The organism is Nonomuraea typhae, assembly GCF_009760925.1.
GTDB classification, from domain to species: Bacteria; Actinomycetota; Actinomycetes; order Streptosporangiales; family Streptosporangiaceae; genus Nonomuraea; species Nonomuraea typhae.
In genome coordinates, this window is sequence record NZ_VRLV01000020.1 from 194939 (window position 1) to 207295 (window position 12357).

The window sequence follows — 12357 nt, forward strand, 5'->3', positions numbered from 1 at the left end:
TTGAGACAGACGGCGTGAAGTGCAGGGATTAGCGTGGATTCATGACTAACAGTGGCACTGGTCCGGGTTCGATCACCCCCGATGGATCGCCCGTCGAGTTCTACCTCCTCATGACGCCGGAAGGCGAACCCGAGATCGTCAGCGGCGTCGTGCCCGCGGGCGGCTCCATCCTGGAGATCGGCTCCGGTGTCGGCCGGCTCACCCACGCGCTGCTCGACCTGGGCTTCGAGGTCGTGGCGGTGGACGAGTCCGCCGAGATGCTGGCGCACGTGCGCGGGCCCGCCACAGTCCGGTCGCGGGCCCAGGATCTGCGCCTGGGGCGCGAGTTCGACGCCGTGCTCCTCGCCTCGCAGCTCGTCAACACCGCCGACGACCACGACCGGCGCGAACTCATGGCCGCCTGCGCCCGCCACCTGCGCCCCGGCGGCGCGGCGATCATGCAGTGGACCCCCGACGAGAGGCACGACGTCTGGGAGGTCGGCCGGGGCCGCTCCTTCGGCGACCTGAGCATCTCCATCGCCGCCCTGGAGCAGATCTCGCCCCGGGTGATCGCCTCCACCATGCGCTACACCCAGGGCGAGCGGGTCTGGACCCAGTCGTTCTGGTCCCGGCGGCTGTCGGAGGAGGAGCTGACGGCCGAGCTCGCCGCCGTCGGGCTCCGCTTCGGCCGCTACCTGACCGACGACCAGACCTGGGTGCTGGCCGTCAAGGACTAGTACGGCCGGCCGTCGCGGACCGGTACGACAGGCCGTGGCCGAACGGGTAGAGCGGATCGGCCGTGTCACCGGGCACGTCCGAACGGCTCGCCTCCACCGCGGCCATCGACCGCGGCAGCTCGAACGGCAGCCGCCCGCCCGGTCGCGACCGGCCGAACAGCACGTCGAGCAGGGCCCGGTCGCTCGCGCCGAAGTCGCCGACGACGGCCGCCGCCCCTCCGGCCAGCTCGGGGAAGACCGCGGGCCGCTCCAGGTAGACGCGGACGACCGTGGGCACCGTGCGCTGCAGCCCGCCGATCCGCTCGATCTCCTCGCGCGGGAAGGCGAGGCTGCCGGCGTGGAAGAACGCCTCGAAGCCTCCGGCCCGCGGCTCGTACGGCGCGGCCAGCCGTACCACGGCCACGTCGGCCTCCCCGGGGGTGGCCACGACCTTGGCGTATCCGGCGGCGACCGCGGGATCCACCCCCTCGGCGTAGAGCCGGGCGCCCTCGGCCAGCGGCAGCGGCCCGTTCTTCAGCAGCGTGAGTGAGGCGGCCTGGACCTCCAGCCCGGCGGCGGTGAACTCGGCCCTGCCGACGATCTCCTCGGCCCGGCCGGGATCGACGAAGGGGTCGTCGAACAGGCCGAGCGTGAACTGGCATGCCAGGGCGAAAAGCGACGCGCCACGCCACGACATGCCGAAATTACTGGGAAATACTGGAACTCCTGCTACTCTCGCGCCATGAGTGACCGGCTGGACCAGCTGGAACGGCGCATCGACGACCTGCGCGCCGGTGTGCGCCGCGCCATGCGCGCCAGGGACACGGTCACCGCCCGCACCCTGCGCGCCGACCTGCGCGCCGCGGAACGCACCTGGGACGCCCTGGTCAGCACCCCGGCCGACACCACAGGGACCCCGCCCGGCAGCATCGGCCCCCCACCAGGCGGCGCCGGTGGCGCCGGCCCGACCGGCGGCGCCACGACCGGGACCCCCAGGCGCCGCGCGGGCACCACCACCGTGCGCGAACGGGTGCACCAGGCGCTGGACGTGCTCGGCGCACCCGCCCAGCCCCGCCTCATCGTGGCCGTCAGCGAGGCGTTCTTCGCCGGCGCCCTGCGCTCGGCCCAGCTCACCAGCCTGCGCCGCGACGAGGAACGGTCCTTCCGCGCCAGCCCGTACGGCCGGCCGTACTATCTGTGCGCCGCCCTGACCGACCGGCTCTCCTCCGCCCGGGGCCTGCTCACGCTGAGCGCCTGGCCGCTGGAGCGCCGGGTGGTGGGCCCGCTCAGCCCGCGGGTGGACTTCCTCACCTGCGCGGCGGCGGTGGCCGAGCGGATCGGGCGCACCCAGGGCCCCTCCCCGGAGGCGCTGCGCCTGGTGGCGAGGATGGGGCGCAACATTCCGGGCGGCGAGCTGGTGGAGCTGGGCAAGGACGTCGATCCCGGCCGCGTGGCCGAGATGGCGCTGGCCGAGCTCGCCGTGCACATCGAGCGTGACACGCGTGACCGGGCCGAGCTGGCGGCCCGCGCGCGCGACCAACTGGACGATCCGGCGCGGCTGTTCGGCGTCGCGCCCCTGAGCGCCGCTAGCCTGGGCGCCGTCGGTAATGGAGGGATCACGGCGTGAGACGGATCGACGCGCTGCGCGGGACGACACCGCCGAAACCGCACGACGCCCGGGCCATCGCGGCGCTGGCCGCCAACCCGGGTTGCGCGCGGCGGGCGCTCATGGACGGCGCCGGGGTCGACAAGGACCTGGCCGCCCGGCATCTGGGCTTTCCCGCGCCGTTCGGCCAGTCGCCGTTCGCGATCACCCGCGGCAACCAGTTCGAGGCCCTGGTGAAGGCCGACGGCTGCGCCGAGCTGCTGCGCATGCTGCGCGAGGTGCTGGGCCTGCCGATCGCCGAGGTCGCCTACCACGACGTGGAGAACGTGGGCACGCACCTGCGCCACGCCCACACGCGGGCGTTGTTCGACCGGGCGGCCAGGGGCGAGCACGACGCGGGCACCCTGTATGACCACCCGCTGCTGAGCGTGGACATCGCCGGCCACACCGCCTACCTGGAACCCGACGTGGTCGCCTTCCAGCTCGACGGCCGCTTCCACGTCGTGGAGGTCAAGTCGTTCGCGGTCGTGGACGGCCAGGCCGACCCCGCGTCGGTCGCGGCGGCGGCCCGGCAGGCGGCGGTGTACGTGCTGGCGCTGCGCACGATGCTGGAGGAGCTGGGCCACGACCCGCTGAGCGTCGCGCACGAGGTGGTGCTGGTCTGCCCGGAGAACTTCGCCAACCGCCCGGTCGCGACGCTGGTGGACGTGCGCCGGCAGCTGGCGGTGCTGCGCCGCCAGCTCGCCCGGATGACCACGCTCGACCGGCTGCTGGCGGAGCTGCCCGAGGGGCTCACGTTCGACCTGGAGCCGGGCGAGGACGGGCTGCCGGCCCGCTCGGCCGCCGACCTGGCCGACGCGCTGCGCCGGGTGGACGCCCGCTACGCGCCCGACTGCCTGTCCACGTGCGATCTGTGCTTCTTCTGCCGGGACGAGGCCCGCCAGGAGGGCGCCTCCGACCTGCTGGGCCGTAACGTCCGCGACGAGCTGGGCGGCGTGGCCGGGGTGGCGGAGGCGCTGGGGCTGGCCGAGGGGAGCATCACGCCGCGCGAGGGGCAGGAGGAGATCGCCCGCCTGCTGCGCGGCGCCGAGCGCCTGCGCCAGGACTGCCTGACATGACCGCCCGCACCGCGAGCGCCGATGAGCGCCCCGCCCAGCCCCGCCCAGCCCAGCCCAGCCCCGGCCTTCCCGTACGGCCGGAGCACGAGCCGGCGGGGCCGGAGAAGGAGGCCGCGTGAGCCTGCTGACCTCCCTGGCCAAGCTGCGCGCACTGCAGGAAGGGCGGGCGCAGCCGATCGCGACCGTACGGCACTGCCACCTGTCGGATCGCCCCATGGTCCTCATCCCGCTGAAGCTGTCCGGCGAGGCCGCCGCGCCGCTGGCCGCCATGCTCGGCACCGACCGGGAGCGGCCCCATCTGCTCACGGTCCCCCAACCCCGCAACCGGGACCTGCGCTTCGCCTTCACCGCGGACCTGGCCGGGCTGCTGCTGCCGTACCTCGAGAGCTTCATGGCCGACACCGAGACGGTCGAGCGCAAGAACGCCGACCCCTACGAGCGCGCGCTCGACGCCCCGCAGCTGCTGATCCCCAACCGTGCCGGCGTGGCGTTCACCGCCCTGCTGGGCCGCTCGACCCGCTTCCGCCGCACCGACGGCCCCTACCCGGTGCCCGAGGGCGTGCCGCTGCTCGGCCGCTGGCTGACCTACCTGGCCGAGCGCGCCGCCTATCCGGGCTCGTCGCTGACGCTGGCCGTCACCGAGGAGGCGGCCCGCCACTGGGCCACCGGCCAGAGCGCGCTGGAGGACGCCAACCTCGCCGCGCTGATGGCCTGGGTGGAGGGCCACCCGTCCGACGAGGCCGAGGACCCGCTCGTGTGGCCGCCCGCCGGCCCGGCCACCGACCCCGGCTTCGACGCCGAGGTGCTGGCCCCCGCGATCGAGGACGGCTCGCCCGAGCGTGTCACCGAGGCGCTGCGCACCCAGCTCGAACCCACCTGGCGGCTGGTCTGGCGGGCCTACGACCTGCTGCGCGCGCTGCCGGAGGGCGCCAGCGTGGCCCAGCGCTGGGAGCTCGACCGGGGTTCCTTCAGCGGCTTCGCGACGCAGCTCGCCGAGGGCGCCCCGCCGCAGGCCCGCCGGGACGGCGCGGTCGCCGCCGCCTCCCGGCTGTCGCGCATGGAGCGCGCCCAGGCCGCCTACGACGTGCAGCGCGCCTACGACGACCCGCTCATCATGGCCGAGTACCGGCTGGCGGGCGAGGCGTTCGCCGGCGAGGTGGTGCAGACCGAGCCGGACCACACCGAGGGCGAGGGCCGCTCGCGCAAGCTACGCCCGCTCGTGGTGGTCAAGACCGACGATCAGGTACGGCTGGCGCCGGGCAGCGCGCTCGGCACCCCGCAGCGCAAGGGCCAGGGCGCCGAGCTGGTCGCGGCCGAGGGCGGCCTGGTCACGCTGAAGATCACCAAGGGGATGGGGCGGGCCAAGACGCCGGCGCCCGGCTCGGTGCCGGAGGTGGGCGAGCGGGTCTGCTACACGGCGCTGACCGACGACTTCCAGGGCGCCGCGGCGCTGCCGGAGCCCGAGGCGACGCCGTGGACGCACGGCGGGCCGCCGCTGGAGTACGTGCCGAACGACGAGGACGCCAGGGAGGCGTGGGAGTGAGTCCCGAGGAGGTCATCCGGAACGTCCTGGCCGACCTGCCGAACCATCGTGGCGTCGTGGTCGACTCCCCGCCGGGCGCGGGCAAGTCGACGCTGGTCGTGCGGGCGGCGGCGCACCTGGCCGAGACCGGCGAGCCGCTGATGATCGTGGCCCAGACCAACGAGCAGGTCGACGACCTGGTGACCCGCATCGTCGCCAAGCATCCCGAGCTGACCGTGGGACGGCTGTCGGCCTCCGGCTACGTGCCGCCGCGCCGGCTGCTGGAGCTGCCCGGCGTGAGCGTCGGCACCCGCATCCAGGATCTCGGCGACCCCGGCATCGTCATCGCCACCTCCGACAAGTGGGCGTGGATCGCCGGCCGTACCTGGCCGTGGGCGATCGTGGACGAGGCATACCAGATGCGCTCGGACAAGCTGCTGCGCATCGCCGGGCTGTTCGAGCGGGCGTTGTTCGTGGGCGATCCGGGGCAGCTCGACCCGTTCTCGATCGTGGAGGCCGACCGCTGGTCCGGCCTGTCGTGGGATCCGCTGCAGAGCGCCGTCTCGGTGCTGCTGCGGCACAATCCGGACCTCCCGGTGCACCGGCTGCCGGTTTCGTGGCGGCTGCCCGCCTCGGCGGCGCCGGTCGTCTCGCGGGCGTTCTATCCGTTCACCGGCTTCACCTCGGGAACCGGGCCGGGTGAACGCCACCTGGAGCTGAGCACCGGCGGGCTCGGCACCGTGCACGACCGGGCGCTGGAGGAGGCGGCGCGCTCGGGCTGGTCGCTGCTGGAGCTGCCCGACCGGCACACGGTCCGCACGGACGGCGAGGCCGTACAGGCCGTGGCACTGCTGGCGGCGCGGCTGCTGCAGCGCGGCGCGGTGGCGACCTCGGAGCAGGGCGAGCGGCCGGTGACGGCCGAGCGCATCGCGGTCGGCGCGGCGCACCGCGACCAGGTGGCGGCGATCAGGAACGCCGGGCTGCCGCCGGAGATCACCGTGGACACCGCCAACCGGCTGCAGGGCCGTGAGTACGACGTGACGATCGTGCTGCACCCGCTGTCGGGGCGGCGCGACGCCACCGCCTTCCATCTGGAGTCGGGGCGGCTGTGCGTGCTGGCCTCCCGGCACCGGCACGCCTGCGTGGTGGTGGCCAGGGCGGGCATCCCCGAGCTTCTGGACGCCCACCCGTCGGCCGAGCCGGTGCAGCTGGGCGTGCCGGTGAAGTTCCCCGACGGCTGGGAGGCCAACCAGTCGGTGCTGGAGCACCTGTCGGCCCATCGGGTGCGCGCCTAGATGCGGCGGCGCCAGACGTCGATGACCATGATCGGGCGCATCCCCGCCGAGGTGTAGAGGCCGAGGGCGGGGGTGGTGTTGTTGGAGTCGACGTGCAGGATCGTGCCCTTCCTGCCGCGGGCGGCGTCCCGGGCGAAGGACTCCAGCAGCAGGTGGCGGCCCAGGCCGCGGCCCCGGTGGGCGGGCAGGGTCGACAGGGTGCCCACGTATCCGCAGTCCTCGTCGGGGACGAAGGCGTTGGTGGACTGGATCATGGCGGCCGGCTCTCCGTCCACGCTGGCCACGATGACCTGGGACCAGTCGTTGCCGCTCTGCGCCTGCCGCCGGGCGTGCCAGGCGTCGTAGTCGTTCTTGACGAAGCCGAAGTGGTCGGCGAAGCCCTCCTGGTGGATGTGGTGGGCCTGGCGGCGGACCGCCTCGTCCTCTCCGGTGCGCAGGGTGACGCCGGGCAGCGGATCGGGGGCGGTGACCGGGCCGGCGAAGTCGATGCGCATGCGGTGGAAGCTGGTGCCGGGCTCGAAGCCGTAGCCGGCGGCCTCGGCGCGTTTGGCCTCGTCGTCGCGGTAGATGCCGATGTCCACGGTGGCGGCGGCGTGTCCCAGCTCGGTGGCGATCTCCTTGGCCCGGCCGAGCACGAGCGCCCACAGCCCTGCGGACAGGCCCTCGGTGCCGGGCCGTACCAGGACCTCCACGTCGACGTTGTCGCTGTCGGCCTTGCGGCAGGCCCAGGCCCAGCCGACCGCGCGGCCGCCGGCGTCCTCCGCGATCCAGCCGTCGCTGTCCAGGTCGAACTCGGGCTCGACCAGCTCGTCGGCGACGTCTTCTATCGGGGTGTCGACCCTGCCGAGCACGGCGAGGTCGCAGGCGGAGACGAGGTCGTGGATGAGTGCGGCGTCCTCGGCCGTCGGCCGCCGGAGCTGGTGCGTGTTCATGCGGGCGATTGTCCCGATCTATCGGGATTTCCGCCTCTGATTTTCCGTCGTGGTCGTAGGCTGGAACCGTGCTCGACAAGACCCCGCTGAGCGTCGAGGTCGCCACCCCCTCCCCGGGCACCGTCCGCCTCTCGCTGACCGGCGACCTCGCCTTCGAGAGCGCCGGCAGACTCGCCGCGCTCTCCTTCTCCCCCGGCTACCGGCGCCTGGACCTCGACCTGGCCGGGCTGTCCTTCATCGACTCCTCCGGCCTGGCCGCGCTGGTCCGGCTGCACCAGCGGGCCGAGTCGGACGGCGCGGCACTGCGGGTGGTGGCGGTCGGCCCGCACCTGCGCCGCCTGCTCAAGGTGACCGCCCTGGATCGGCTGTTCAGGCTCCCTTGAGCGACTCCTCGGGCTCCTGAGCGGGCTCGGGTGCGCCGCCGCGCAGCGGGATCTCCTTCACGAACGCCGCCAGCACGGGTACGGCTATCGCGAACGGGATGGCCCACCAGAAGATCGTCGAGGTGGCCCCGGCCAGTGACTCCAGCAGGCCGGAGCGCGTCGCGGGCGCCATGGCGGCCATCGCGGCCGGGTCCATGCGGCCGCCGCCCTTGGCCATCTGCTCGGCGGCCTGCTCGCCGAAGCGGCTGCCGAGCCCGGACAGGAACTGGTTGTTGAAGATCGCGCCGAACAGCGAGACGCCGAACGAGCCGCCGATGGAGCGGAAGAACGTCGAGGCGCTGGAGGCCACGCCGAGGTCGCGCTGATCGACGCTGTTCTGGGCGATGAGCATGGTGGTCTGCATGAGGAAGCCCATGCCGACGCCGAGCACGGCGATGTACAGGCCGGTCTGCCACTGCGGGGTGTGCGCGCCCATGAGCGAGAGCAGCCACATGCCGGCGGCCATGCCGACGCCGCCGATGATCGGGTAGATCTTGTACTTGCCGGTGGCGGTGATCGCCCTGCCCACGTAGAGCGAGACGACCATCATCGCGGCCATCATGGGCAGCAGGAGCAGGCCGGAGTTGGTGGCCGAGGCGCCCTGCACGGTCTGCTGGTAGAGCGGCAGGAAGTTGACCGCGCCGAACATGCCGAAGCCGAGCAGGAAGCCGATGATCGAGACGAGCGTGAAGTTGCGGTTGCGGAACAACTGCAGCGACATGATGGGCTCGGCGGCGCGGCGCTCGACGGGGATGAAGATCGCCAGCGTCACGACGGCGACCGCGGCCAGGCCGAGGATCTGCGGGGAGCCCCAGGCGTACTCGTTGCCGCCCCAGGTGGTGATGAGGACCATCGCGGTGATGCTGATCGACAGCAGGATCGCGCCCAGCCAGTCGATGCGCACGCGGTTGACGTGCTTGGGCAGCTTCAGCTTGACCAGCAGCCAGGCCAGGGCGATGCCGCCGACGGGCAGGTTCACGTAGAAGGCCCAGCGCCAGTCGAGGTGGTCGGTGATGAAGCCGCCGACGAGCGGGCCGGCGATCATGGCCAGCGACATGACGCCCGCGGTGATGCCCTGGTACTGCCCGCGCTCGCGGGGCGGGACGAGGTCGCCGATGATGGCCATGACGTTGACCACCAGGCCGCCGGCGCCCAGGCCCTGGATGGCGCGGAAGGCGATGAGCTGCGCCATGCCGTTCTCGGGGCCCCCGAGCAGCTCGGATCCGGCCATGCCGCACAGCGCGGAGCCGATCAGGAAGATCACGATGGAGACCATGAAGATGGTCTTGCGCCCGTACAGGTCGCCGATCTTGCCCCAGATCGGGGTCGAGACAGTGGTGCCCAGCACGTAGGCGGTGACGACCCAGGACAGATGGGTCAGGCCGCCGAGCTCGCCGACGATGCGCGGCATCGCCGTACCCACGATCATGTTGTCGAGCATGGCCAGGACCATCGCGAGCATCAGGCCGGGGAGGACGACCATGACTTCGCGCCGTCTTTCCACGACAGCACCCCCAGGTTTCACGCTTACTTACTTGCCGACCGGCAAGCTTAGACTAGGCTACGTCATCACTCATCCGAAATAGGTGCACAATTGCGGGAGAACACCCGGTCCCGGATTCAGGAGATCGCTCTCCGGCTCTTCACCGAGCAGGGGTACGAGGCGACCTCCCTGCGGCAGATCGCCGAAGAGCTCGGCGTCACCAAGGCCGCGCTCTACTACCACTTCAAGACCAAGGACGACATCGTGGCGAGCCTCGCCGACGACCGGGTCGCCGAGTTCGAGGAGCTCCTGGAGTGGCTGCGCGCCCGGCCGAAGACGCCGGAGACCCGCCGCGAGCTGATCGTGCGCTACGCCGAGCGCCTGGACCGGCCGCGCAACGCCGAGGTGGCACGCTTCCTCGAGCGCAACCAGACCGCGCTGCGCGACCACCCCAAGATCCTCAGGATGCGCGAGAAGATGCTGGAGGTCGTCGGCGAGCTCGTCGAGCCCGGCGATCCCCTGACCACCCGCATCCAGCGCTCGATGGCGCTGTTCAGCCTGCACGCGGGCATGTGGCTGACGCAGAACGTCGAGGCCAGCGAGCAGGAGCGGCGCCAGGCCGCCCGTGAGGTCGCGATCAAGCTCATGGAGGCTTAGGGACGCATATCCCGCCGGTTTCCGGGCATGGGGCGCGCATGGACGCGACCATCGCGCTGAGACTGCCCCGGGACGCCGCGAGTGTGCCGCTGATCCGCAAGATGTTCGACGGCACGCTGCGCTCCCTGGGCGTCGTCCCGCAGATCAGGGACGACATCGAGCTCATGCTCACCGAGGCGTGCGCGAACGTGGTCCGGCACGCCGAGCCGAGCGACGAGTACACCGTGACCGCCGGCGTGCACGACGACCTGTGCGTGATCCGGGTGGTGGACACCGGCGACGGCTTCGACCCCAGCCGGGTGCGCACGCCCGCGCCCGGCGAGGAGAGCGGGCGCGGGATGCTCATCATGCGGGCGCTCGCCGACGACGTGCGCTTCATCAGCCGGCGCGAGCACGGCGTGGTGGTCGCGCTGGAGAAGCGGCTGCGCTTCGAGCCCGGGGCCGCGGGCCTGACGCTCGGCACCGGCAACGGCCGCCGCCCGCGCTAGCCCATCCTGGCCATGATGCCGAGCACGATGAGCGTGACGGCGGAGATGGCCAGGAGCGCCAGGAAGCAGAGGATGAGCGTGATCGTCAGGGACACGGCCGTGCCGAGCATCGTCCACATGGCACCTCGTTGTGCCCGCTTTAACGACCTTTACGCTGATCTATGCGACTACATGTTGGTGTCAGTCAGGAAGCAGGTTCCATCCGGCTCGGGAGGATGTCCAGCCGCCGCAGGATGACCCCCTCGCGCAGCGCCCACGGGCACATCTCCAGCCGCTCCACCTCGAACAGGTCCATGGTCGCATCGGCCACGATCGCCCCCGCCGCCAGTTGCGCCGCCCGTCCCGGCGAGACCCCGGGAAGCTGGGCCCGCGCCGCGGCGTCCATCGTGGTCAGCTTGACCGCCCAGTCGGCCAGCGCCTCGCGGGTCAGCGAGCGGGAGACGTAGGGGCCCTCGCTGGAGGGCGCGCTCCCGGCGATCCTGGCCAGCTGCCGGAACGTCTTGGAGGTGGCCACGGCCCGGTTCGGCTGGCCGTACCTGACGAGGTCGCCGACCTTGCGGGCGATCTCGGCGCGCACGTGCTTGCGCAGCTTGCGCACCTCCCCCGGCGGCGGCGGGTCGGCGGTGAACCAGTCACGGGTCAGCCGCCCGGCGCCCAGCGGCAGCGAGACGGCCGCGTCGGGCTCCTCGTCCACCCCGGCGGCCAGTTCCAGGGAGCCGCCGCCGATGTCGAGCGCCAGCAACCGGCCCGCCGACCAGCCGAACCACCGGCGCACCGCCAGGAACGTCAGCCTGGCCTCGTCCTGCCCGGTCAGCATCTGGATGTTGAGGCCGCACCGCTCGTCGATCTCGGCCAGCACCTCCTCGCCGTTGGCGGCGTCGCGGACCGCGGAGGTGGCGAAGGCCAGGAAGTCCTCCACGCCCTTGTCCTCGGCGATCTGCAGCGCCTCCTCGACGAAGGCGCCGAGGCGCTCGATGCCGCGGGCCGAGAGCATGTCGCCCTTCTCGAGGTGCTCCGCCAGCCGCAGCTCCTCCTTGTGGGAGTAGGCGGGGATGGGCCTGGCGCCACGGTGAGCGTCCACGACGAGGAGATGGACGGTATTGGAGCCAATGTCCAGAACGCCGAGTCGCATGGCTGGAACGCTACCGGTCCACGGGCCCTCCCGCGAAGTCGTGATCCCAAGGTACGGCTGGCGATACCCTGCCAGTGTGTTCTGAAAGGCGAAGGGGTGAGTGTGGAGGCGTGCTGCGGGCCCGGCAGGGACGCGGGGGCGGTGCCGTACCGGATCGAGGTGACGCCGCGGCGGGAGGCGCCCCGCGGGATGGTGCGCGTTCCGGGCGGGACGTTCCTCATGGGCGGCGACGACCCCGGCGGGCGGCCCGAGGACGGCGAGGGACCGGTGCGCGAGGTGCGGCTGGACCCCTTCCTCATCGACCCGGTGTGCGTGACCAACGCGCAGTTCGCCACGTTCGTGAAGGAGACCGGGTACGTCACCGAGGCCGAGGCGATCGGCTGGTCGTTCGTGTTCCGGCAGTTCGCCACGGGCGGGATCATGGACGCCTCGGTGCCGCAGGCGCCCTGGTGGGCCGGGGTCGAGGGGGCCTGCTGGCGGGCGCCGGAGGGTCCGGGCTCGACGGCCGGCGACCGGCAGAACCACCCGGTCGTGCACGTGTCGTGGAACGACGCCCACGCCTACGCCGGCTGGGCGGGCAAGCGGCTGCCGACCGAGGCCGAGTGGGAGATGGCCGCGCGCGGCGGGCTGGAGCGGGCCACGTACCCGTGGGGGGACGAGCTCGCGCCCAAGGGACGGCAGCGGTGCAACATCTGGCAGGGCGCCTTCCCGTCCGCGCCCAGCAAGGGGACCATGCCGGTGAAGTCGTTCCAGCCCAACGGCTACGGCCTCTACAACGTCTCCGGCAACGTCTGGGAGTGGACGAACGACTGGTGGGGCACCTCGTGGGCGCAGACCGCGGACAACCCCCGGGGCCCGGCCGACGGCACCGCCAAGGTGATTCGCGGGGGTTCGTACATGTGCCACGATTCCTACTGCAACCGCTACCGGGTCGCCGCCCGGACCTCGAACACGCCCGACTCCTCAACTGGGCACACAGGTTTCCGCTGTGCGGCCATACTCTGATC

General features: G+C 72.5%; 15 protein-coding genes. 10 read left to right on the forward strand and 5 right to left on the reverse strand.

What is annotated here, in order from left to right:
• Positions 1 to 41: 41 nt before the first annotated feature.
• Positions 42 to 716, forward strand: a complete 675-nt coding sequence (locus FVE25_RS47955; RefSeq protein WP_157254217.1) for a class I SAM-dependent methyltransferase — start codon at positions 42 to 44, stop codon at positions 714 to 716.
• On the opposite strand, the gene FVE25_RS47960 is transcribed toward FVE25_RS47955, so the two are convergent.
• On the reverse strand, positions 706 to 1392 hold the full coding sequence (locus FVE25_RS47960; RefSeq protein ID WP_157254218.1) for a glycoside hydrolase family 3 C-terminal domain-containing protein: 687 nt from the start codon (positions 1390 to 1392) through the stop codon (positions 706 to 708). The genes FVE25_RS47955 and FVE25_RS47960 overlap by 11 nt on opposite strands.
• Before the next feature lie 45 nt (positions 1393 to 1437).
• Here FVE25_RS47960 and FVE25_RS47965 point away from each other — a divergent pair, with 45 nt between their 5' ends.
• From FVE25_RS47965 to FVE25_RS47980, 5 genes are read left to right on the forward strand one after another with little or no spacing between them, the layout of a single operon-like run.
• On the forward strand, positions 1438 to 2322 hold the full coding sequence (locus FVE25_RS47965; RefSeq protein ID WP_157254219.1) for a hypothetical protein: 885 nt from the start codon (positions 1438 to 1440) through the stop codon (positions 2320 to 2322).
• A complete protein-coding gene (locus FVE25_RS47970) occupies positions 2319 to 3419 on the forward strand; it encodes a hypothetical protein (RefSeq protein WP_157254220.1) in 1101 nt (366 codons plus the stop codon). Before FVE25_RS47965 ends, FVE25_RS47970 begins: the two co-directional genes overlap by 4 nt.
• Complete coding sequence (locus FVE25_RS56670) at positions 3416 to 3538, forward strand: hypothetical protein (RefSeq protein ID WP_281367982.1); 123 nt, start codon at positions 3416 to 3418, stop codon at positions 3536 to 3538. The genes FVE25_RS47970 and FVE25_RS56670 overlap by 4 nt, the downstream gene beginning before the upstream one ends.
• A complete protein-coding gene (locus tag FVE25_RS47975; protein WP_157254221.1) occupies positions 3535 to 4962 on the forward strand; it encodes a hypothetical protein in 1428 nt (475 codons plus the stop codon). Before FVE25_RS56670 ends, FVE25_RS47975 begins: the two co-directional genes overlap by 4 nt.
• Complete coding sequence (locus FVE25_RS47980; protein ID WP_246268635.1) at positions 4959 to 6236, forward strand: AAA family ATPase; 1278 nt, start codon at positions 4959 to 4961, stop codon at positions 6234 to 6236. Before FVE25_RS47975 ends, FVE25_RS47980 begins: the two co-directional genes overlap by 4 nt.
• Here the strand turns inward: FVE25_RS47980 and FVE25_RS47985 are convergent.
• On the reverse strand, positions 6233 to 7168 hold the full coding sequence (locus FVE25_RS47985) for a GNAT family N-acetyltransferase (RefSeq protein WP_157254223.1): 936 nt from the start codon (positions 7166 to 7168) through the stop codon (positions 6233 to 6235). The two genes, FVE25_RS47980 and FVE25_RS47985, sit on opposite strands and share 4 nt — an antisense overlap.
• Positions 7169 to 7236: 68 nt before the next feature.
• Between FVE25_RS47985 and FVE25_RS47990 the strand changes: the two genes are divergently transcribed.
• Positions 7237 to 7551 (forward strand): STAS domain-containing protein, encoded by a 315-nt coding sequence (locus FVE25_RS47990; RefSeq protein WP_157254224.1) that lies wholly within the window; start codon positions 7237 to 7239, stop codon positions 7549 to 7551.
• Here the strand turns inward: FVE25_RS47990 and FVE25_RS47995 are convergent.
• Positions 7538 to 9094, reverse strand: a complete 1557-nt coding sequence (locus tag FVE25_RS47995; RefSeq protein ID WP_246268637.1) for an MDR family MFS transporter — start codon at positions 9092 to 9094, stop codon at positions 7538 to 7540. The two genes, FVE25_RS47990 and FVE25_RS47995, sit on opposite strands and share 14 nt — an antisense overlap.
• Positions 9095 to 9184: 90 nt before the next feature.
• Here FVE25_RS47995 and FVE25_RS56675 point away from each other — a divergent pair, with 90 nt between their 5' ends.
• Both FVE25_RS56675 and FVE25_RS48005 read left to right on the forward strand, forming a co-directional pair.
• Positions 9185 to 9730: a TetR/AcrR family transcriptional regulator gene (locus FVE25_RS56675; RefSeq protein ID WP_157254225.1), complete on the forward strand. Its 546-nt coding sequence runs from the start codon at positions 9185 to 9187 to the stop codon at positions 9728 to 9730.
• Between the two features lie 38 nt (positions 9731 to 9768).
• Positions 9769 to 10218, forward strand: coding sequence for an ATP-binding protein (locus FVE25_RS48005; protein WP_157254226.1), 450 nt, complete (start codon positions 9769 to 9771; stop codon positions 10216 to 10218).
• On the opposite strand, the gene FVE25_RS56680 is transcribed toward FVE25_RS48005, so the two are convergent.
• Positions 10215 to 10337 (reverse strand): hypothetical protein, encoded by a 123-nt coding sequence (locus FVE25_RS56680; RefSeq protein ID WP_281367983.1) that lies wholly within the window; start codon positions 10335 to 10337, stop codon positions 10215 to 10217. The two genes, FVE25_RS48005 and FVE25_RS56680, sit on opposite strands and share 4 nt — an antisense overlap.
• Before the next feature lie 65 nt (positions 10338 to 10402).
• Positions 10403 to 11350, reverse strand: coding sequence for a Ppx/GppA family phosphatase (locus tag FVE25_RS48010; RefSeq protein ID WP_157254227.1), 948 nt, complete (start codon positions 11348 to 11350; stop codon positions 10403 to 10405).
• 189 nt (positions 11351 to 11539) lie between these two features.
• On the opposite strand from FVE25_RS48010, the gene FVE25_RS48015 reads away from it, so the two are divergent.
• On the forward strand, positions 11540 to 12355 hold the full coding sequence (locus FVE25_RS48015) for a formylglycine-generating enzyme family protein (RefSeq protein WP_157254262.1): 816 nt from the start codon (positions 11540 to 11542) through the stop codon (positions 12353 to 12355).
• Positions 12356 to 12357: the final 2 nt, after the last annotated feature.

Excerpts from the sequence above, each read along its gene's own strand:
- FVE25_RS47985 (WP_157254223.1), bottom strand. The coding sequence starts at position 7,168 with ATGAACACGCACCAGCTCCGGCGGCCGACGGCCGAGGACGCCGCACTC.
- FVE25_RS48015 (WP_157254262.1), top strand. The coding sequence starts at position 11,540 with ATGGTGCGCGTTCCGGGCGGGACGTTCCTCATGGGCGGCGACGACCCC.
- FVE25_RS47965 (WP_157254219.1), top strand. The coding sequence starts at position 1,438 with ATGAGTGACCGGCTGGACCAGCTGGAACGGCGCATCGACGACCTGCGC.
- FVE25_RS56670 (WP_281367982.1), top strand. The coding sequence starts at position 3,416 with ATGACCGCCCGCACCGCGAGCGCCGATGAGCGCCCCGCCCAGCCCCGC.
- FVE25_RS47955 (WP_157254217.1), top strand. The coding sequence starts at position 42 with ATGACTAACAGTGGCACTGGTCCGGGTTCGATCACCCCCGATGGATCG.
- FVE25_RS48010 (WP_157254227.1), bottom strand. The coding sequence starts at position 11,350 with ATGCGACTCGGCGTTCTGGACATTGGCTCCAATACCGTCCATCTCCTC.
- FVE25_RS48005 (WP_157254226.1), top strand. The coding sequence starts at position 9,769 with ATGGACGCGACCATCGCGCTGAGACTGCCCCGGGACGCCGCGAGTGTG.
- FVE25_RS56680 (WP_281367983.1), bottom strand. The coding sequence starts at position 10,337 with ATGTGGACGATGCTCGGCACGGCCGTGTCCCTGACGATCACGCTCATC.
- FVE25_RS47960 (WP_157254218.1), bottom strand. The coding sequence starts at position 1,392 with ATGTCGTGGCGTGGCGCGTCGCTTTTCGCCCTGGCATGCCAGTTCACG.